This window comes from Achromobacter aegrifaciens (genome assembly GCF_902859735.1).
Classification (GTDB): Bacteria; Pseudomonadota; Gammaproteobacteria; order Burkholderiales; family Burkholderiaceae_B; genus Achromobacter; species Achromobacter aegrifaciens.
Window position 1 is genome coordinate 115,187 of record NZ_CADIJY010000004.1, and the last position, 18,397, is coordinate 133,583.

At 67.2% G+C, this 18,397-nt stretch carries 17 protein-coding genes; 8 read left to right on the forward strand and 9 right to left on the reverse strand.

Annotation, left to right across the window (positions count from 1 at the left end):
* The first annotated feature begins 186 nt into the window (after positions 1-186).
* Complete coding sequence (locus HV766_RS13530) at positions 187-594, forward strand: group III truncated hemoglobin (RefSeq protein ID WP_119451386.1); 408 nt, start codon at positions 187-189, stop codon at positions 592-594.
* Here HV766_RS13530 and HV766_RS13535 read toward each other — a convergent pair whose 3' ends face one another.
* From HV766_RS13535 to HV766_RS13560, 6 genes are all read right to left on the reverse strand, one after another.
* The gene (locus HV766_RS13535; RefSeq protein WP_175181302.1) at positions 595-2,865 is read right to left on the reverse strand and encodes an ATP-dependent DNA helicase; all 2,271 of its coding nucleotides are present in this window, start codon (positions 2,863-2,865) and stop codon (positions 595-597) included. It abuts the gene before it with no gap.
* The gene (locus HV766_RS13540) at positions 2,862-4,505 is read right to left on the reverse strand and encodes a VRR-NUC domain-containing protein (protein WP_175181303.1); all 1,644 of its coding nucleotides are present in this window, start codon (positions 4,503-4,505) and stop codon (positions 2,862-2,864) included. The genes HV766_RS13535 and HV766_RS13540 overlap by 4 nt, the downstream gene beginning before the upstream one ends.
* Positions 4,506-4,574: 69 nt before the next feature.
* A complete protein-coding gene (locus HV766_RS13545; protein WP_175181304.1) occupies positions 4,575-5,087 on the reverse strand; it encodes a P-loop nucleotide/nucleoside kinase family protein in 513 nt (170 codons plus the stop codon).
* Between the two features lie 271 nt (positions 5,088-5,358).
* On the reverse strand, positions 5,359-6,672 hold the full coding sequence (locus HV766_RS13550; RefSeq protein ID WP_175181305.1) for a cytochrome c: 1,314 nt from the start codon (positions 6,670-6,672) through the stop codon (positions 5,359-5,361).
* 12 nt (positions 6,673-6,684) lie between these two features.
* Positions 6,685-8,460, reverse strand: a complete 1,776-nt coding sequence (locus HV766_RS13555) for a GMC family oxidoreductase (RefSeq protein ID WP_054456372.1) — start codon at positions 8,458-8,460, stop codon at positions 6,685-6,687.
* Positions 8,461-8,463: 3 nt separating this feature from the next.
* A complete protein-coding gene (locus HV766_RS13560) occupies positions 8,464-9,177 on the reverse strand; it encodes a gluconate 2-dehydrogenase subunit 3 family protein (RefSeq protein ID WP_175181306.1) in 714 nt (237 codons plus the stop codon).
* Positions 9,178-9,456: 279 nt separating this feature from the next.
* Between HV766_RS13560 and HV766_RS13565 the strand changes: the two genes are divergently transcribed.
* The 4 genes from HV766_RS13565 to HV766_RS13580 all read left to right on the forward strand — a co-directional run bounded on the left by HV766_RS13565 (position 9,457) and on the right by HV766_RS13580 (position 11,930).
* Complete coding sequence (locus HV766_RS13565; protein WP_175181307.1) at positions 9,457-10,023, forward strand: hypothetical protein; 567 nt, start codon at positions 9,457-9,459, stop codon at positions 10,021-10,023.
* A gap of 169 nt (positions 10,024-10,192) precedes the next feature.
* Positions 10,193-10,789 (forward strand): hypothetical protein, encoded by a 597-nt coding sequence (locus HV766_RS13570; RefSeq protein WP_175181308.1) that lies wholly within the window; start codon positions 10,193-10,195, stop codon positions 10,787-10,789.
* Positions 10,786-11,367: a hypothetical protein gene (locus HV766_RS13575; RefSeq protein WP_175181309.1), complete on the forward strand. Its 582-nt coding sequence runs from the start codon at positions 10,786-10,788 to the stop codon at positions 11,365-11,367. Before HV766_RS13570 ends, HV766_RS13575 begins: the two co-directional genes overlap by 4 nt.
* Positions 11,364-11,930 (forward strand): hypothetical protein, encoded by a 567-nt coding sequence (locus HV766_RS13580; RefSeq protein ID WP_054456364.1) that lies wholly within the window; start codon positions 11,364-11,366, stop codon positions 11,928-11,930. Before HV766_RS13575 ends, HV766_RS13580 begins: the two co-directional genes overlap by 4 nt.
* A 1-nt stretch (position 11,931) precedes the next feature.
* On the opposite strand, the gene HV766_RS13585 is transcribed toward HV766_RS13580, so the two are convergent.
* Positions 11,932-13,206, reverse strand: coding sequence for a hypothetical protein (locus tag HV766_RS13585; protein WP_119451379.1), 1,275 nt, complete (start codon positions 13,204-13,206; stop codon positions 11,932-11,934).
* Positions 13,207-13,313: 107 nt separating this feature from the next.
* On the opposite strand from HV766_RS13585, the gene HV766_RS13590 reads away from it, so the two are divergent.
* On the forward strand, positions 13,314-13,769 hold the full coding sequence (locus HV766_RS13590; protein ID WP_175161441.1) for a GNAT family N-acetyltransferase: 456 nt from the start codon (positions 13,314-13,316) through the stop codon (positions 13,767-13,769).
* On the opposite strand, the gene HV766_RS13595 is transcribed toward HV766_RS13590, so the two are convergent.
* Together HV766_RS13595 and HV766_RS13600 are read right to left on the reverse strand one after the other, a co-directional pair.
* Complete coding sequence (locus HV766_RS13595) at positions 13,762-15,375, reverse strand: ABC-F family ATP-binding cassette domain-containing protein (RefSeq protein ID WP_175181310.1); 1,614 nt, start codon at positions 15,373-15,375, stop codon at positions 13,762-13,764. The two genes, HV766_RS13590 and HV766_RS13595, sit on opposite strands and share 8 nt — an antisense overlap.
* Positions 15,376-15,512: 137 nt before the next feature.
* The gene (locus tag HV766_RS13600; protein WP_054456360.1) at positions 15,513-16,403 is read right to left on the reverse strand and encodes a LysR substrate-binding domain-containing protein; all 891 of its coding nucleotides are present in this window, start codon (positions 16,401-16,403) and stop codon (positions 15,513-15,515) included.
* 184 nt (positions 16,404-16,587) lie between these two features.
* Here HV766_RS13600 and HV766_RS13605 point away from each other — a divergent pair, with 184 nt between their 5' ends.
* Both HV766_RS13605 and HV766_RS13610 read left to right on the forward strand, forming a co-directional pair.
* Positions 16,588-17,532 carry an ABC transporter permease gene (locus HV766_RS13605; RefSeq protein ID WP_054456359.1) on the forward strand — a complete coding sequence of 315 codons (945 nt, stop codon included), beginning with the start codon at positions 16,588-16,590 and terminating at the stop codon, positions 17,530-17,532.
* A 6-nt stretch (positions 17,533-17,538) separates the two neighbouring features.
* Positions 17,539-18,396: an ABC transporter permease gene (locus HV766_RS13610; RefSeq protein WP_054456358.1), complete on the forward strand. Its 858-nt coding sequence runs from the start codon at positions 17,539-17,541 to the stop codon at positions 18,394-18,396.
* The last annotated feature ends 1 nt before the right edge of the window (position 18,397 follow it).

The window sequence follows — 18,397 nt, forward strand, 5'->3', positions numbered from 1 at the left end:
GGGCGCCTGATCATATGGGGTCGCGCTTGCCGGACGCCGGCCGCGCAGGCAGACGATACTACGCAAACCACAGGCGCCGCGCTTGGCGCGCCGGATCCCGCGGCAGGCCGGAAAACTTGCGCCAGATCAAACCGCAGGCTGGCGCACCCGCCCTAAGATCGCCTTCCGCCCCACAAGGAGACGACCTTGACCTCAGACGCAGACATCTGCACCGAAGCCGAAATCCGCGACCTGGTGCACGCCTTCTACGGCAAGGCGCGCGCGGACGCGCAGCTGGGCCCGGTCTTCAACAGCCAGGTGCACGACTGGGACGAGCATCTGGCGACCCTGTCGGATTTCTGGTCCGCCGTGCTGCTGGGCACGCGCCGCTTCACCGGCATGCCCATGCCCAAGCATGCCGCCATGCCGAACCTCAGCGCAGAACTGTTCGAGCGCTGGCTGGCGCTATGGCAGGAGACCACCGACGCCCTGCCCAACCGGGCGCTGGCCGACGCAGCCCAGGAAATGGCCCGGCGCATGGCGCGCAGCCTCTGGTATGGGTACCAGCTCAGCCGCGACCCCAGCCAGCCGCTGACCGAACTGCACCCGGCCTGATCACTCGATCCGCCACCAGCCCGGCAGCAGCCCGCGCACCTTGGCGCGGCGGTAGCGGTCGTCGATCAGGTGCACCGTGCCCACGTCGTGTTCCGTGCGGATGACGCGGCCCGCCGCCTGCACCACCTTCTGCATGCCGGGGTACAGGTAGGTGTAGTCGTAGCCGTTCTCCACGCCATAGCGCAAGTCCATGGCGCGCTTCATGTTCTCGTTCACGGGATTCACCTGCGGCAGCCCCAGCGTGGCGATGAACGCGCCGATCAGCCGCTTGCCGGGCAGGTCCACGCCTTCCGAAAATGCGCCGCCCAGCACCGCGAAACCTACGCCCTGCCCCGTTTCGGTAAAGTGCGCCAGGAACGCCGCGCGGCCCGCCTCGTCCATGCCCGGCGTCTGCAGCCAGATCGGCACCGCGGGATGGCGCTCACGCATCAGGTCCGACACCTGGCGCAGATAGTCGAAACTGCTGAGAAAACCCAGGTAGTTCCCCGGCCGCTCGGCGTATTGCCGCGCAATCAGTTCGACGATGGGCGCCAGCGAACGCTCGCGGTCGCGATAGCGCGTGGATACGTTGCCCACCACCCGCACCGCCAGCTGCTCGGCCTGGAATGGCGCGGCCACGTCCAGCCAGGGCGTGGCCGCGGGCAGGCCCAGCGTGTCGCGGTAGAACTGCTGCGGGCTCAGCGTGCCCGAGAACAGCACCGTGGCATGCGCCGCCGCGTAACGCGCCGCGAGGTACGGCGCCGGGATCACGTTGCGCACGCACAGCACGGAGGGCGGCGTCTTGGCGCCGGCCGCGCTGGCGTCCGACAGGGTCACATCGAACAGCGCGTGCGAGCCGAACTGCTCGGCCAGCCGCATGAATTGCAAGGCCTCGAAGTAGAACGCCAGCACGGGATCGTCCTGCGGCAGCGGGTTCTCGGCCATGTGCTCCATGATCGCGCCCACCGCCTTCTGCACCGCGGCCAGCACGCCGGCCGCGACCTCGTCATAGGCCTGGTAGCGCTCCGCCTGCTTCTTGTTGAGCGCGTTCCATGAGCGCTGCAAACCATCCAGGGACTTCTTCAACCCCTTGGGCGCGGCGTAGCGCGCCGCCACGAGCGAGGCCTGGTCGAGCTGGCCCGTGTACATGCGGCGCGCCCGGTCGACCAGATTGTGGGCCTCGTCCACCAGCACCGCCACCTTCCATTGGTACACCTGCGTCATGGCGTACAACATCGCAGTGGCGTCGTAGTAGTAGTTGTAGTCGCCCACCACCACGTCGCTCCAGCGGATCAGCTCCTGCGACAGGTAGTACGGGCAGACCTGGTGTTCGCGCGCGGTGGCCGCCACCGTGGCGGCATCCAGCCGCGCATGCGACAGCGCGGCTTCGCGCGCCTGCGGCAAGCGGTCGTAGAATCCCTGCGCCAGCGGGCAGGACTCGCCGTGGCAGGCCAGGTCCGGGTGGACGCAGGTCTTGTCGCGCGCCTGCAAGTCCAGCACCCGCAAGCCGGGCGCAGCCGGCTGCGCGTTGACCGTGTCCAGCGCCTCAAGCGCCAGGCCGCGGCCCGGACTCTTGGCGGCCAGGAAGAAAATCTTGTCCAGGCCCGCGCCCGGGCTGGCCTTGAGCAGCGGGAAGATCGTCCCCAGCGTCTTGCCTATGCCGGTGGGCGCCTGGGCCATCAGGCAGCCACCGTCGCGCGCCGTGCGGTACGTGGCCACGGCGAGCTCGCGCTGCCCCGCGCGGAACTCGCCGTACGGAAACTTCAGCGCTTCCAACGCCGCATCGCGCGCCTGGCGGTGCGCAAGCTCGGTCGCTGCCCAGGCCAGGAATCTTCCGCATTGCTCGCGGAAGAACGCCTGCAGCGCGGCGGCCTCGTGCGTTTCCACCAGCACCGTCTCTTCCTCGGTGACCACGTTGTAGTACACCAGCGCCACGCGCAGGCTTGCGAGTCCGCGCGCCTGGCACAGCAGATGCCCGTACACCTTGGCCTGCGCCCAATGCACTGCGCGGTGGTTATCGCGCACACTTTCAAGCTGGCCGCGGTAGGTCTTGATCTCTTCGAGCTGATTGGCAACGGGGTCGTAGCCATCGGCGCGGCCGCGCACCAGCAGGTTTTCATGCAGGCCGGACAGCGCCAACTCGGTCTCGTAATCCGGCCCCCGGCGCCCCGTCACGGCGGCATGGCCCGCCATGCCCTCCAGACCCGTAGGCGCAGGCGTGAAGCGCAGGTCCAGATCCCCCGCCCGCGCCGTGAATTCGCACAGGGCGCGCACCGCCACGGCGTAGCTCATGCCGCGTCCTCGCGCCAGCTGACGTGGCACACCCGCACCGGCATGCCGTGCGACACGCAGTACCGCAACCAGCGGATCTGGTTGTCCTGCAGCTTGTCGCCCGGCCCCTTGACTTCGATCAGCTCATAGCGGCGCTCGGCCGGCCAGAAGCGGATCAGGTCCGGCAAGCCGGAGCGGTTGGTCTTGACGTCGCGCAGCAGGCGTTCGAAGTACAGCTTCAAGTGGGCGGCAGGCAGGCAGTCCAGCGCCTGCGTCAGCAGGTCCTCGGACAGGGAGCCCCAGAAAACAAAGGGCGATTGCAGTCCGGATTTTTCGGCGTAGCGTTGCAGGATCAGGTCGGGGTAGCCCGGCGTGTCCAGCTGCGCCAGGCATTGCGCAAACAGCGCCGCGCGGCGCTCATGGAAATCCGGCGCGTCCAGGTCCGCCGGACCGCGCTGGAACGGATGGAAGAAAGCGCCCGGCAAGGGCGCGAACACCGCGGGCCAGCACAGCAGTCCGAACAGCGAATTGATCAGCGCGTTTTCCACGTAGTGCACGGGTGCGTCGTCCTGATGCAGGTGATCGCGGGTGACGAATTCGACCGAAGTTCGCTCTGCCGGGCGCGCCAGCGTCAGATCAGTGCGCAGCAAGGCGGGAGCCGACTCGCGCGCCGGAGCGCCCTGCCCCGCGCCGCGATACAGCCGCGGCAGCATGCGCGCCAGGCGCTGGCTTTCCTCTTCGCTTTCAGGTTGGGCCTGCGCCTGCAGAGCCAGGGCCAACGCGTCGCCGTGCCGCGCCATGCGTTCATACACGCGGATGCGGCGATGGCGCGCGCCAGGATATGCGCAGGCCTCGTACACGCGCTGCGCGGTGTCCCAGTCCTGCGACCGCTCGCAGGACTGCCCGATGCGCAACAGCACTTTGGCGCGACGCTTTTCGAGCCAGGGGTTGGCGCTGGCGCAGGCCTGCACGGCCTGCATCAGCGCATCGGCATCCGCCCCCTCATCCAGCGCGACGCGGCAAGCGTGCAGCGCCAGATAGCAGTCCACGTCTTCGCGCGTCTGGAAGGCGCGCGACGAGGCATCGAACAGCACGGTCTCGTACTGGAATACGCCCAGGTCGGCCAGCACGAACTCCGACCAGTCCTGGTGCAGATTGCCGAAGAACATCAGGCGGAATCGCTCACAGACATCCGATACGGTCACGCGCCAGACTGGCTCGTCCGCTGCGGGATTCCAGTCCGCATAGGGCCGCGCATCCGCGCACGCGACGCGCACGGCCTCCAGCAGATCGCCCTTGCGCGGGGCGGACTTGGCCGGCACCTGCGCAAACATGCGATTCAGCTCCGGCTTGGTATGCAGGCCGAAGAGTTCATCCAGCGTCATCGGCGCCTGCGCGTCCAGCCAGCCCAATTGCAGCAGCGGCCCGGCGGCGGCCTCGGCCGCGCCGATCTCCTCGTAGGTCAGCCGACTGGCGCGGAACCATGGCCCGCGCCGCATCAGCATGCGCACCATCAGGGCCTGGGATGCCTGCGGCAAGGCCGGAAATTCCGCCATGAAGCGGCGCTCGGCGTCGTCCAGCAGGTCGGCGTAGCGGTCGCCCACCCACGTCAGCGCGCGCTGGAAGTTGTGCAGATAGTAGTAACGGTAGGCGGGGAACATCGGCCGGGCCGGAAGACTGGATATTTATCCAGCAATCATAGCAGGCGCGACCGGCCGGCGTCCCTCTCTTCAGGCTTGCCCGTGGCGCACCAGATTGAACCCTTCGTCTTCGTCCGGCTCGACGAAGTACGCCGTGATCATGTCGAACTGTTCGTCCGTGGTGGTGTAAGGGTGCGTGCCCGAGGCATTGCGCGCGCGCAGCCTGGCCTTGCAGACCTCATCGGGCAGATCCAGAAAATGCAGCTGATGGGCGCAGCCGGCCTCTTGCGCCACTTGGCGCAGCCATTCACGGCTGCGCCGCGTGTTGGCCGGGAAGTCCAGCACCACCGACAAGCCAGCCCCGACCAGCGCCGCCACGTGGCTGCCCATGGCATTGCGCAGGCGGCTGGCGCAGCTGGCGTAGTCGGTCAGGTCCACGATTTCTCCGGGATACAGCGCCGCCAGCCAGCTGTCCTCGCTGAGCAGGATGGTGCCGGGCCGCGCGGCCAAGGCTTGCGCCAGCGTGGATTTGCCGGCGCCGATCTTGCCGCACAGAAAGTGCAGCATGGGCGTGGCGGCGGCGGAAGGTTCTGTGGACATCATGAAGTGCTCTCCTGGAAAAAACTGCGGCAGGAGGCGGGCCAACAAAAAACCCGCCTCTGGCGGGTTTATGTAGCGATGTACCGACGCGCGCTAACCCACCATGACCTTGATGGTGGTAATAATCAAAGCGAACGGGGTCAGGGATCGGCGCATGTGGTGAAGCTTGCGCCCGGCATCGGCTCTTGTCAAATTCCGCGGAAAAAACAGCGCCGGCAAGCCCTGCAGCTTGCCGGCGCCGTGTTGCATCACGCTGCGCGATGCCGCGGGGACCTCAACGCGCGGGCTGCGGCGCCGCCCCCACGTCCTTGCGCACCTTGGCCACGTCGGCGGCGGTGACGGCCGCCCCCTGGTTGCCCCAGCTGGACCGCACGAACGTCACCACATCGGCGACTTCCTTGTCGGTCATGCGCCAGTCGAAGCCCGGCATCGCGTAGGCAGTGGGCGCCGCCGCGGTGGCCGGCATCTGCGCGCCCTTGAGCACGATGTGGATCAGGGACGCGGGGTCCGCCGAATTCACCGTCGAGCTCAACGCCAGCTGCGGGAAGGTTTCCGCATAGCCCTTGCCGGTACTGCGGTGGCAGGCCGCGCAATTGTTGAGGAAGGCCATGGCGCCGTCGCCCTTGTCCTTGCCCGTGCGCAGCGCCTGCGCCACGGACTCGTTGTAGGCCAGCGGCTTGGTGGCGTCCTTGTTCACCGGCGGCAGGCTCTTCAGATAGGCCGCGATGGCGTTCAGGTCGGCATCGGACAGGTGCTGCGTGCTGTCGCCCACCACCTGCGCCATGCCGCCAAAAGCCGCGGAATGGCCGTTGCGACCGGATTTCAGGAAGGCCACGATGTCCGCCTGGCTCCAACTGCCCAGGCCGTCGGTCGTGTCGCCGCGCAGGTTCTTGGCCAGCCAGCCTTCGACCACGCCGCCGGACAGGAAGGCCGAGCCGTCCGCCTCGGTCAAGGCCTTTTCCTGCAAGGCGACGCCGCGCGGCGTGTGGCAGGTGCTGCAATGGCCCAGGCCTTCAACCAGATACTGGCCGCGCAGGAGCGCGGCGCGGTCGGCGCCCTGGGTATCGGCGGTCACGGGAGCCGTGGCCACGTCGGGCGCAAACATCCAGCGCCACACGCCCAGCGGCCAGCGCATCGACAAGGGCCAGATGATGTCCGTGTCCTTGTTCTCCTGCCTGACCGGCTCCACGCCATGCATGAAGTAGGCGTACAAGGCCTTCACGTCCTCGGGCGTGACCTTGGCGTAGGCGGTGTACGGCATCGCCGGATACAGCGAGTGCCCGTCCTTGGCCACGCCATGGCGCACGGCCCGGTCGAAGTCCTCGTAGGAATAGCCGCCGATGCCGGTGTCCTTGTCGGGCGTGATGTTGGTGGAATAGATCATGCCCAGCGGCGAATCGATGCCCAGGCCGCCTGCAAACGGCTTGCCGTCCTTGGCCGTGTGGCAGGCGATGCAGTCGCCGGCGCGCGACAGGTACTCGCCCTGCTTGATCATCTGGGCGTCGGCGGCGGCCGGCGTGCCGTCCGCGGCGAACGCGGCGCTGGCCACCAGGGCGGAGATGGCCGCAACAATGGTCTGCTTAATCATTGTGCCGTCTCCTTAAGCCTGGACCAGCGGGCCGGGGTTCTTCAGATACAGGTCGCGGATCGCCTGCGCCGACCAATAGGCCAGCGCCCCGACCAGGCCGGTGGGGTTGTAGCCCATGTTCTGCGGGAACACGCAGGCGCCCATCACGAACAGGTTGGGCACGTCCCAGCTCTGCAGGTACTTGTTGACCACGCTTTCCTTGGGGTTGGTGCCCATGATGGCGCCGCCCGTGTTGTGCGTGCTCTGGTAGACCCGCGTGTCGTAGCGCGCGCCCTTCTTGCGCACTCCCACGGCGTACTTTTCGGGCTTCATGGCCTTGGCCACTTCTTCCATGCGCTTGCCCATGTAGCCCAGCATGTCGAACTCGTTGTCGTGCCAATCGAAGGTCATGCGCAGCAGCGGCTGGCCAAAGCTGTCCTTGTAGGTCGGGTCCAGCGACAGATAGGCGTCGCGGTACGACATCACCGAACCGGAAATGCCTATGGACATGTGGCGCTGGTAGGCGTCCTGTACGCCGGCCTTCCAGCCCGTGCCCCAGCTGGGCGTGCCCGGCATGGTGGGCGTCTGCTTGATGGGACGGCCGCCGTAGCGCACGTGGCGGATGCTGGCGCCGCCCAGGAAGCCCAGCGGGCCGTGGTCGAACTGGTCGCCGTTCAGGTCGTCCATGCCCACGCCGCCCGCGCCCGTGCCCACGAAGGGATTGAGCTGGGTACCCTTGGGCAGCAGCACGCTGACCGCGCCGTTCATCTGGTACGCATAGTTCTTGCCGACCACGCCTTCATTGGTCTTGGGATCGTAGGGCTTGCCGATGCCGGACAGCAGCAGCAGGCGCACGTTGTGCATCTGGTAGGCCGACAGGATCACCAGGTCCGCCGGCTGCTCCACTTCGCGGCCTTGCGCATCGATGTAGGTCACGCCCACGGCCTTCTTGCCGCTCGAGTCCAGGTTGACCTTGATCACGTGCGAGTGCGTGCGCAGCTCGAAGTTGGGCTTCTTCAGCAGCACCGGCAGGATGGTGGTCTGCGGCGAGGCCTTCGAGTACATGTAGCAGCCGTAGTTCTCGCAGAAACCGCAGAAATTACAGGGGCCGAGACGCACGCCATAAGGGTTGGTGTACGGACCCGAAGCATTGGCCGCAGGCGCCGGATACGGATGGAAACCGACCTCGCGCGCCGCCTTGTCGAACAACTGGGCGCCGTAGGTGGTGGTCAGGGGCGGCAGCGGAAATTCCTTGCTGCGCTTGCCTTCCAGCGGATTGCCGCCTTCGACGATCTGGCCGTTCAGGTTGCCGGCCTTGCCGGAGGTGCCGCATACGTACTCGAACTTCGTGAAGTACGGCTCCAGCTCGTCGTAGGTCACGCCGAAATCCTGGATGGTCATGCCTTCAGGGATGAAGTTCTTGCCGTAGCGCGTTTCATACCGGGTGCGCAGCTCCAGTTCTTCGGGCAGCACACGGTAGTGCATGCCATTCCAGTGGAAGCCCGCGCCGCCCACGCCCGTACCCAGCAGGAACGAGCCGTTCTGGCGGTACGGCACGGCCACGTCGTCCACGCCATGGCGGATGGTCACGGTTTCCTTGGACAGGTCCTGGAACAGCTTGCCGCGCACGGAGTACGCCAGCTCATCCGCAACCTTGGGATACTCGGCGTCCTTGGGCGTGTCCTGCATCGCGCCGCGCTCCAGCGCCAGTACATGCAAGCCGGCCTCGGTCAGCTCCTGGCCGAGGATCGCCCCGGTCCAGCCGAACCCGACCAGCACCGCATCGACTTTGTCTTTCTTGATCGCCATGGCTTAACCCTTCTCCCCAGAGATCGACACGGGGCCGTAGGGATACTTCGCGTTGGGCTGGTCGGCCCAGTCCATGAAGTCCGCGCGCGCGCCCGGGAAACCCACCATCTTCCAACCCACCATGTTCTTGTTGCCGCCATACATCGGATCGGCGAAGAAGCCTTCCTTGGTGTTGGAAAGCAGGAAGCTGAAGAACGTCGTGGCAGGCACGGTTTCGAACTTGATCTTGCCGCCCTGCAGGTCCTTCAGGATCTGCTCCTGCAGCGGCTTGTCCAGTTCGGCGTAGGCCTTGCCGTGCGTCTTCACGCACCAGGCGTCACAGGCCTCGATGCCGTGGCGGTAGACCTCGCGGGGATTCTGGTTCAGCTGGTAGCCCAGTTCCGGCACCTGGTCGGTGTGGAACGGACCTTGCATGTACCAGAGCTTGCCGTGGCCGAACGGGGTTTCCATCTGGCGGTCGATGAACTCCGGCACGCCGGCCTCGATGGCGCCGGGACCGTACTGGTCTGCGGGAATCAGATGATCCACCGCGGCCACGATGAAGGCCCATTCGGCCTTGGTGAAATAGGTGGGTTCGTAGGGCTTGGCCGCGCGCGCTGCGGCGCCATCCGGCTCGTTGGTACAGCCGGTGGTCATTGCGCCCACCGCCAGCGTCGACGCCGGCACAATGGCCAACGCCTGCAGGAACCGCCTGCGCGGCTTTGCGTCTTCTGTCATAGACATCTCCGTGAATACTCCAAGTTGTCCTAGCTACCGAACATGAACCTGGGAACACGAACCGCCGAGCTAGTGACAACACGCTCTTCGCTTGCAGAAAATCGACCCGATCCCCACGACATGGAGCTTGGGAAAGGGTGCGCACATTATGCGCTTTTTAGGCCATCTGATACGCTCAGATGACCATATCAGATCGATTTTCTTGACATGAAAATAAGTTTTGCATTAAGGACAAAGTAAGTGCCTTTGCACTAGACCCGCATGACAACGGACCCACGCATGAACGAAAAAGCCAAGACCTGGCGCAGCACCACGACGACGCGCAGCTGGAGCGCCGCGAAGGACCTCACGCCTGAACAGCGCGCCAACATCGAAGATCTGCTGGACGGCGGAATGGACGGCGCCACGGTCAACGAGACCTGGAGCTATGCCGGCATCGAAAACGGCGAGTCCTTCAAGGTCGAGATCAAGAATGGCGCGGTCACGGTCAATGGCCGCAAATACGACAGCCTGGACGAAGTGCCGCGCGCCGAACGCGAACGCATCGAGGCATTGCGCGCCGGCCAGGGCGATGGCGGCCTGTGGGACATGCTGCGCAATGCCGGCGTGGACGTGGAAAATCTCGCGCCGGGATTGAAGCCGCAGGGCGCGAAGCCGGAGTTCGTGATCGAGACCGATGAGCCGACGCCGACCCGCGCCCCGACGGCAGCCGTCCAATCGGACCCGAACGCGGGCCTCCCTCCGGGCGCCGTGCCGGCCAAGGGCGGCGGCCTGCGCAGGACGCTGCTGATCGGCGTCGCGATCGGCCTGGGCTGGTGGGTGGCGCGGGCGCTGAACCTGTTCTGAAGCGCCCGGGACTGCGCAACGCGCCTGGCGAATTGTTTCAAAACTTGGCCGGCGCACGCAGCATTGCCGCCCCCGACATGCATGGAAACATAAGGACAAAACCCGCCAGGAGCGACACGCCTACGATCTGGGATTCCCGATGCGCGCGGCCTGCGCGCCTGGAGTCCGGATGCGCGTACTGCACTCGCTCAGAGCCCGTGTCGCAGCCAGCCTGGCAGGCATAGGCTCTCTGGTCGCCGCGGCCAGCGTGGCGATTTACGGCGCCTACGGCAAGCTCAACCGCGTGTCCGAACCCGTGTATGGCGCCGATATCTCGATCCAGACCGGCCAGTGGCAGGTGGTGCCGCGCCGGGCCTGGACCGCCTCCACGCCCAAGGTCTACGGCGTGCCGCTCAAGCCCGGCGCCACGGCGCTGGTGGTCGAGGCCGACCTCACCAACCGCACCGCCGAATCGAGCGCCGACTATCTCGGACTGCTGCGCTGGAATGCACCGCCGGGATCGGCTGCCGGCAAGCCCATGGTGGTCGGCCTGCGCGACTCCCAGCAAATGCCTTATCTGCAGCCCGGCCTGCCCGAGCGCATGGCCTTCGTCTGGATGCTGCCCCCCGCGGCCGCGGTTCCCATGCGCACCGCGCTCGCGGTGCAGAGCAAGATCTACAAGCCCGTCGACAACCTGTATGGCGCGCCGGGCTGGTTCAATCCCGCGAACGTGGGCCGGATCGAGTTGCCGATAGCCCCGGGCGGCGCGCCGGAGTCGGCCCCATGAGCGCACGGCTCGGCACGCTGCTGCTGGTGCTGGCCGCCGCGCTGGCTCTGTACGCCATGCAGCGCACCACGCCCCGCTACATGGCGCTGACCGGCCCCATCACGGCAAGCGGCGCCATGGGACAGACGGTGAGCGCCAGGCTGTTCGACGTCACTGTGGAGCGCGTGCAGTTCGCGCAGCAGCTGAACTACAAGAGCCTGAGCGCCACGCAGACGCGCACGACGGGCGGCGTCTGGGCCATCGTCTGGCTGCGCCTGGCGGCACGGGACACGTCGGCCACGGTCGGCGAAGCCGCCTGGCTCGGACCCGGCGGCCTGGCCTACCGCCATACGGACCGCCTTGCCCTCGCGCGCAACCAGCCGCCCCACGCCTTGGAACCGGGCCTGCCGCGCACCGTGCGGCTGGTGTTCGAGATCCGGCCGGATCAGGCGCGCGGCGCCACGCTGCTGCTGTCCGCGCGCTATGACCCGCGCCTGGATTCGCAGGTGCGCATTACGCTGGACGACGTCCCGCTGGACGCCTCCGGCCGGCCCATCGCCGCCGCCAACCATGATCTGGAACAGGAGGCCGCCCCATGAACGATGCGGCCGCGAGCGAACGCCGCTGGCGCCGCCGCAGCCTGTGGCTGCTTCCTGTGCTGCTCGCGCTGACGCTGTACTGGAGCGGTCGCGACAGCGTGGCCCGCTGGCTCGCAGGCCGTGAATTGCAGCCGCGCGAAATCGCGGCGGGCGCGCAGGCGCCGCTGGGCGGCGCGCAATGGCAGCTGCGGCAATTCGCGGTACTGGAACCACCTGCCGGCAGGGGTTGGCAGCCCGGCTCGCGCGCCGCGCTGGCTGCTTTCTCCGTGCAGGTGCAATCTGCCGATCTGCCCACGCGCTGGCGCGGCTGCCGTATTGCGCTGCACGACGCGCAGGGACGCACCTGGCTGCCCGCCATCGCCCCGGCGCTGCGCCTGCCGCGCGGCACCGCACGCGGTTGCGTGGCCGCGGCCCACAGCGGCGCCGCACCCGGCGCCAGCGTCGAAATCATGGAAGCCTTCATGGTGCCCGCCGACGCAGCCGCGCCCTGGTCTATCACCGTGTCCATCGACGCCGAACGGCCCGCCTACCTGCGCTTCGCGCCGCCGGAGCCTGCCGGCTGACTCACGCTGCTGGCGCGGGCGCCGCGCTGCGCATCTTCCAGGGTGCGTAAGCGCATTCCAGCACGGCCGCAAGAAAGCAGATGCGCACGGGTTCGATCAGCAGACCCGTGGAAGAATCGCGGAAGGGGCTGCCGAACAGCAGCGAAACGCCATGCGCCAGCACCTGCCAGGTATCCAGGTCGTGCGGACCGATCAGGCGCGCCGCGCCGTACCACAGCCACGCGGCGCCCCAGTCGATCAGGCGGTAGCCCACGATGAGCGTAACCAGCAGCAGCGCGCTGCTGTGAAAGGCCAGCCGCACGCCGCTGGCCAGCGGCAGATACCGCTTGCGGTAGCCGGCCACGAAATGCTCGACGAAATCGCGCAGAAAACGCGGCACGGCGCGGTAGCGATCGCCCAGCCGTTGCAGCCGTTCATAGCGCCTGAGATCGGCATCGTCGCGCACGTCATAGCCATAGACCAGTGCGGCCATCACCAGCCATATCACCGGCAACAAGGCATAGAAGAACAGGCTGAGCAGCGCGGCGCCCAGGCCGCGCCCCTGCGCCTCCACGGGCGTCATGCCCGCCGCCCAGGCATTCGTGACGGGCGTCAGCATGTTCATCAGGGACTGCAACAACGCCTCCAGGCCGCGCCGGTCGGCCAGCCACTGCCACGCCTGGTCCTTCCAGCGGCTGATGACGTACAAGCCGATCAGCACCCAGTTGGTTTCGCACAGCACCACCAGCCATTGCCAGCGACCCTTGCCCGTGCGGTCGCGCGCCGTCACCGCCGCCTTGCGCACCAGCCAGGAAATCGCCACCGACACCAGCAGCCAGCGGGAATCCAGCGCGTCCAGCACATTGCCGTGCTCGCCCAGCGGATCCAGCCCATAAGCAAGACGCGAGTATTGCCGCACGATGTCGCCCAGGAAACCCCAGGCGGCGTAGTAGGCGAAGAACGGCAACAAGGCCACGGTCAGCGCCCGCCCCAGACGTCCGTTGCTGCCGCCGGCCTCCGCCTGTCCGGCGCGCGCCGCTTCCTGTGCGCTTTGCAAGGCTGGCAGACCCGGTAGCAGCACCAGGAACATGGCGACAGTGGTGACCAGCTGAGCCAGGGCCACCAGCGTAAGCACGGCCAGGCCGGCCAGATGGTTGGCGAAGCCGGTCTGCGCCGCCACCCACAGCAGCACATCGCGGGCCAGCGTGCCTGCCAGCACCAGCGCCATCAATTGCGGCCAGAACCGCAGCCACAGCCGGCCGGTGAGCGCCCATGGCGCGAGTACGGACTCGAGCATGCCTACACCCTGCAGTGCGCGGATTGAAGCGAACGATGTTAATGCCGCCCGGACGCGCGGAGTGTTACCGCTCGCCACGATTGCGCACAGGGTGTCAATATACGGATATGAGCACATTGACATTCCGCCCCGCTACCGCCGACGACGTCCCCGCCTGCCTGACGATCCGCGGCCAGACGAGAGAGAACGCATTTTCCGTGGAGGAACTGCACGCATTGGGCATCACCGAGGACAGCTGGGCCGCTGGCGTGCGCTCGGGCGACCTGCCCGGCTTTGTCGCCTGCGCGCACGGCCGGGTGACAGGCTACTGCTTCGGCGACCGCGAGACCGGCGAAATCGTGGTGCTGGCGCTGCTGCCCGAAAGCGAGAACCAAGGCGCGGGCAAGACGCTGCTGCAACTGGTGGTCCGCCATCTGGCCAGCCTGGGACACGAACGCCTGTTCCTGGCATGCGCCAGCGATCCCGCCGTGCGCTCCCATGGCTTCTACCGCCACTTGGGGTGGACGCCCACCGGGGAGCGCGACGAGGCTGGCGACGACATCCTGGAACTGTCGATCAGATAGTTTCCAGGCGCCAGCCTTCCCTGCCCGCAACCAGCCGGTGCGTCAGGTCCAGACGCTCCATAAACGAGTCGTCATGGGACACCACGACCAAGGCGCCCCGGTAGGCGCGCAGCATCGCCTCCAATGCCTGCATCGAAGGCAGATCCAGGTGATTGCTGGGTTCATCCAGCAACAGCAATTGCGCGGGCGGGTCGGCGTACAGCGCGCAGGCCAGCGCGGCCTTCAGGCGCTCTCCCCCGCTGAGCTCGCCGCTGGGCGCCGCGATCTTGCGCGCGTCCAGCCCCAGTTGGGCCAGGCGCGTGCGCAAGTCGGCTTGCGTCGCGCTGCGATTGGCCGCCTGCAACTGCTCCAGCACCGGCCGCTGCGGCGCCAGCATGGCCAATCCCTGGTCCAGATACACGGCCTTTGCCGCGACCCGGCAGGTTCCGCCCGGTGCCTGCAGCTGTCCCGCCAGCACCTTGAGCAAGGTCGACTTGCCGCAACCATTCGGACCGACCACGCCCACCCGTTGCTGCCCGCCCAGCGTAAGGTCGATGCGGCGCGTGGCGGCCGGAACAAACGGCAGCTCCACTGCATCCAGTTCGGCGACGCGCCGCTGCGCCGGCATCGCGGCGGGCGGCGCATGCAGCACGATGGCGTCCTGGTCGTCGACCTGCGCGGCCGCCTCGCGCACGCGCAAGGCAAGCCGCTCGCTGGCCGCCGCATGCTGGTGGCGCAGCTTGCCCGCGGAAGTTTCACTGCGCGCCTTCTGCCGGCCCAGCAGGATCTTGGCCTGATTGGCGTCGCGTGCCTGACGGTTGCCGCGCGCCTGGCGGCGTTCCTGGCGTTCGTGCTGTTCGCGCAGGGCCTGTTCCTCGCGTTGGCGCTCATGCTTGCGCTGCTCCAGCAGCGACAGCGCATTGCTCCGTTCCTCTTCCTTGCGCTGCGCGTAAAAGCTGTAGCCGCCTCCATACCCGCGCAGTCCTAGCGTCGACAATTCCACGATGCGCTGCATCGCCTCCAGCAATTGCCGGTCGTGGCTGATCACCAGCAAACCGCGCGGCCAGCGTTGCAGCTGCTCGGCCAGGGCCTGCCGGTTCGGCCTGTCCAGATGGTTGGTGGGTTCGTCCAGGATCAGGAAGTCGGCGTCCGACAGCAACGCGCCGATCAAGGCGACACGCATGGCCTCGCCGCCGCTGAGCGCGGCGGCCGGCGTCGCCGCATCCAGATGGCCCAGGCCGCAGCGTTCCAGCTCCTGCTGCAACGCGAGGCGCGCCCCCCAGCGCTCGCCCACGATGTCGAAGTCCTCGGTGGCGGCGCTGCCCGCTTCGATGCGCTCCAGCGCAGCCAGCGTGGCCTGCATGCCCGCCAGGCCGCCCACGGTTTCCGCCACGCCGGGCGCCGCCTGCTGGGCCAGGTAATGCACGCTGCCCGAGCGCAGGCAGCGGCCGTGGGTCGGCGGCAGCTGCCCGGCAAGAATGCGTGCCAGCACGCTCTTACCCACGCCATTGCGGCCCACCAGCCCGGAAGGCCGCAGGTCGAACTGTTCGTCGAGACCGGAGAATAGCGTTCTGCCGTCCGGCAGAACATAAGACACGCCTTCCAGCGCGATATAGGGATTCGTCATGTGCAATTCCAAGGATGCCAAGAACTCCCCCTGCTCTTTGGGGGTGGGTGGAGACTGGCCGTCGCGTAGACGGCGGCATCAGTGGCGCATGGCGAATGACTCCTGGTGAGGTGATGAATACCGCATTGTAATGGGGATCACCGCCTGACCTGGGCATCCTGCTCGATCGTGGCTAGCAGAACGCGCCTGAGGGCGCTGGTCAGATGGCTGCGCGCCTCGTTCTCGAACAGCCCGACGGTGCGCTGCGCGGAGGGATCATCGAAGTAAGCCACGCGCAGCCGCGGATCTTCCTCCCAATGCGCCGCGCGCGTCAGCGGAACAATGGTCACGCCGACATCCTGGTGTACCAGTTCAACCATGGTCCGCAGCGAATTGATTTCCAGGTACTCGCCAAACTTCAGGTGATTCCTGCGGACGAAGGCATCGATCAGCGCCCCCGTGTGCGTGTCGCGCGAAGGCCGCAGGAAGAGCCGCCGCGCCATCAGGCTGGCCACGTCCGCCTTGCCCGCCGCCTGACGGTTGGCGATGAACACAAAGGGTTCTGTGTAGAGCGGCGTCCATTGCGTGCCCGAAGGCAGCTTGTGGGCGTTCTTGACCGCCAGCGCCGCGTCCAGCTCCCCTGCCCGCACGCGCAGCGACAGGTCGCCGGAAAAACTGATCACCGGCTGCACGTTCAGCTTGGGATGCGAGTCCCGCAGGGTCAGTACGGCGCGCGCAAGGAACGCCATGGACGTGCCCACCGACCCCACATCGATGGAACCCACCAGCTCGTCGCCGGCCGGGCCGTCGCGCAGGTCGTCGTACACCGCCAGCAGTTGCTCCGCGCGCGGCAACAGCCGGTGTCCGCCTTCGCTCAGCGACACGATCTTGCCGCTGCGGTCGAACAGGGTGACGCCCAAGTCGTCTTCCAGCGCGCGCATCTGCAGGCTGACCGCGGCCGGCGTCAGCGACACCCGTTCCGACGCCGCGGCGAAAGACCCGCTGCGCGCCACGGCGACGAAGGTGCGGAAGAAGCGGATCGAGCTCATCGGGTGGGCGCCATATCGGTAAGAAGAACTTTATATATCACAAAGTAATTTTAGTTTTACTTCTTTATGACAGGACGTCAAAGTTACGTCGTCCCGCAGCCGAGCTGGCATAGCGGCCCCGTCAACCGTATCGTCACCATCGCGCTGCCGCGGCAGGCGCCGGGACGTGAGCTACGAGCCCCCTATGCTTCGCTTCGCACTCTCGCGCATCGGAATGGCCATACCGACACTGCTGATCGTGTCCGTCGCCGTTTTCGTGCTGATCCGCATGATCCCGGGCGATCCGGCCCAACTGCTGCTGGGCGACCTTGCCGACCCCGCCAGCCTGGAAGAACTGCGCCAGCGCATGGGCCTGGACCTATCCTGGCCCGCGCAATTCGCCTTGTGGTTCGGCGACCTGCTGCAGGGCGACCTGGGGAAATCCATTACCACCGGCCAGGCCGTGCTGTCCCTGGTCTGGGACCGCTTCCTGGTCAGCGCCCCCATCGTGCTGGCCGCCGTGGCGGCCGCCGCCCTGGTCGCGGTGCCGGCCGGCATCATCGCCGCCTGGCGCCAGAATCGTGCCACCGATATCGCGCTGGTCGGCATGGCCACGCTGCTGGTTTCCATCCCCACCTTCTGGCTGGGCCTGCTGCTGTTGCTGCTGCTGGGACTGAAGCTGGAATGGCTGCCGGTCGTGGGCTATGTGTCGGTGTCGGAGGACGCGGTCGCCGGCCTGCTGTACCTGGCCATGCCCATCCTGACGCTGTTCCTGCACGAGATCGGCGTGCTGATGCGCATGGCGCGCGCCAGCGCCCTGGAGGTCCTGCGCCTGGATTACGTAACCCATGCCCGCGCCAAGGGCCTGAGCGAGCGCGCGGTGCTGACCCATCACGTATTCAAGAATTCCTTCGGCCCCACCTGGACCCTGATCGGCCTGGTGCTCGGCAATCTGCTGGGCGGCATCGCGGTGGTCGAGACCGTGTTCACCATACCCGGCCTGGGCCGCCTGCTGGTCGATTCCATCTTCGCCCGCGACTACCCGGTGATCCAGGGTTGCCTGCTGTTCGTCGCGGTCATCTACGTGCTGGTCAACCTGTTCGTCGACCTGCTCTATCCCGCCTTCGATCCCCGCGTTGGAGCGGAGTAAACCGCCATGCAACTGACTACAGCCATCAATCCCGTGAAACCGCGGCGCCGCCGCCTGCCCGCCAATGCGGCCATCGGCGGGGTCATCATCGCCATCGTCGTGGGCGCCGCCCTCATCGGCGCCGTCTGGACCCCGCGCGACCCGCTGGGCATCAGCTTCGCGTCCCGGCTCAAGCCGCCAGGCGCCCAGTTCTGGCTGGGCACCGATGAATTCGGCCGCGACGTGCTCAGCCGCCTGATGGTGGGCGCCTCGACCAGCGTCTGGATCAGCCTCTTGACCGTCTCGTTCTCCATCGTGCTGGGCACCGCCATCGGCGTGCTGACCGGCTTCGTGCGCGGCTGGACCGACCGCATCATCATGGCCTTCAACAACGCCCTGCTGGCCTTTCCCGGCCTGCTGCTGGCGCTGGGCCTGCTGGCGGTGGTAGGCGCCAACAAGTACGGCATCATCCTGGCGCTGGGGCTGGCCTATACGCCTTCGGTGACGCGGATCGTGCGCGGCACGGTGCTGTCGCTGCGCGAGAAGGAGTTCATCGAATCCTCGCGCGTGCTGGGCAATTCCGAGCTCTACACAATGTTCCGCCACGTGCTGCCCAACTGCGTCGCGCCGCTGACGGTTCTGGCGACTTCCATGTTCGGCTGGGTCATCCTGGCCGAAAGCGCCCTGTCCTTCCTGGGGCTGGGCGTGCCGCCTCCCGCGCCGACCTGGGGCAACATGCTGGCCTCGGCCCGTCCGTTCATGGCGCAGGCGACGTATCTCAGCATCTTCCCCGGCATCTGCATTTCGCTCACGCTGCTGGGCATCAACCTGCTGGGCGACGCCGTGCGCGACCGCCTGGATCCGCGCATGCGTACGGGTGAATGAC

Coding starts and splice junctions, on each gene's coding strand:
- HV766_RS13535 (WP_175181302.1), bottom strand. CDS start 2,865: ATGAGCTACGCCGTGGCGGTGCGCGCCCTGTGCGAATTCACGGCGCGG.
- HV766_RS13540 (WP_175181303.1), bottom strand. CDS start 4,505: ATGTTCCCCGCCTACCGTTACTACTATCTGCACAACTTCCAGCGCGCG.
- HV766_RS13545 (WP_175181304.1), bottom strand. CDS start 5,087: ATGATGTCCACAGAACCTTCCGCCGCCGCCACGCCCATGCTGCACTTT.
- HV766_RS13550 (WP_175181305.1), bottom strand. CDS start 6,672: ATGATTAAGCAGACCATTGTTGCGGCCATCTCCGCCCTGGTGGCCAGC.
- HV766_RS13555 (WP_054456372.1), bottom strand. CDS start 8,460: ATGGCGATCAAGAAAGACAAAGTCGATGCGGTGCTGGTCGGGTTCGGC.
- HV766_RS13560 (WP_175181306.1), bottom strand. CDS start 9,177: ATGACAGAAGACGCAAAGCCGCGCAGGCGGTTCCTGCAGGCGTTGGCC.
- HV766_RS13565 (WP_175181307.1), top strand. CDS start 9,457: ATGAACGAAAAAGCCAAGACCTGGCGCAGCACCACGACGACGCGCAGC.
- HV766_RS13570 (WP_175181308.1), top strand. CDS start 10,193: ATGCGCGTACTGCACTCGCTCAGAGCCCGTGTCGCAGCCAGCCTGGCA.
- HV766_RS13575 (WP_175181309.1), top strand. CDS start 10,786: ATGAGCGCACGGCTCGGCACGCTGCTGCTGGTGCTGGCCGCCGCGCTG.
- HV766_RS13580 (WP_054456364.1), top strand. CDS start 11,364: ATGAACGATGCGGCCGCGAGCGAACGCCGCTGGCGCCGCCGCAGCCTG.
- HV766_RS13585 (WP_119451379.1), bottom strand. CDS start 13,206: ATGCTCGAGTCCGTACTCGCGCCATGGGCGCTCACCGGCCGGCTGTGG.
- HV766_RS13590 (WP_175161441.1), top strand. CDS start 13,314: ATGAGCACATTGACATTCCGCCCCGCTACCGCCGACGACGTCCCCGCC.
- HV766_RS13595 (WP_175181310.1), bottom strand. CDS start 15,375: ATGACGAATCCCTATATCGCGCTGGAAGGCGTGTCTTATGTTCTGCCG.
- HV766_RS13600 (WP_054456360.1), bottom strand. CDS start 16,403: ATGAGCTCGATCCGCTTCTTCCGCACCTTCGTCGCCGTGGCGCGCAGC.
- HV766_RS13605 (WP_054456359.1), top strand. CDS start 16,588: ATGCTTCGCTTCGCACTCTCGCGCATCGGAATGGCCATACCGACACTG.
- HV766_RS13610 (WP_054456358.1), top strand. CDS start 17,539: ATGCAACTGACTACAGCCATCAATCCCGTGAAACCGCGGCGCCGCCGC.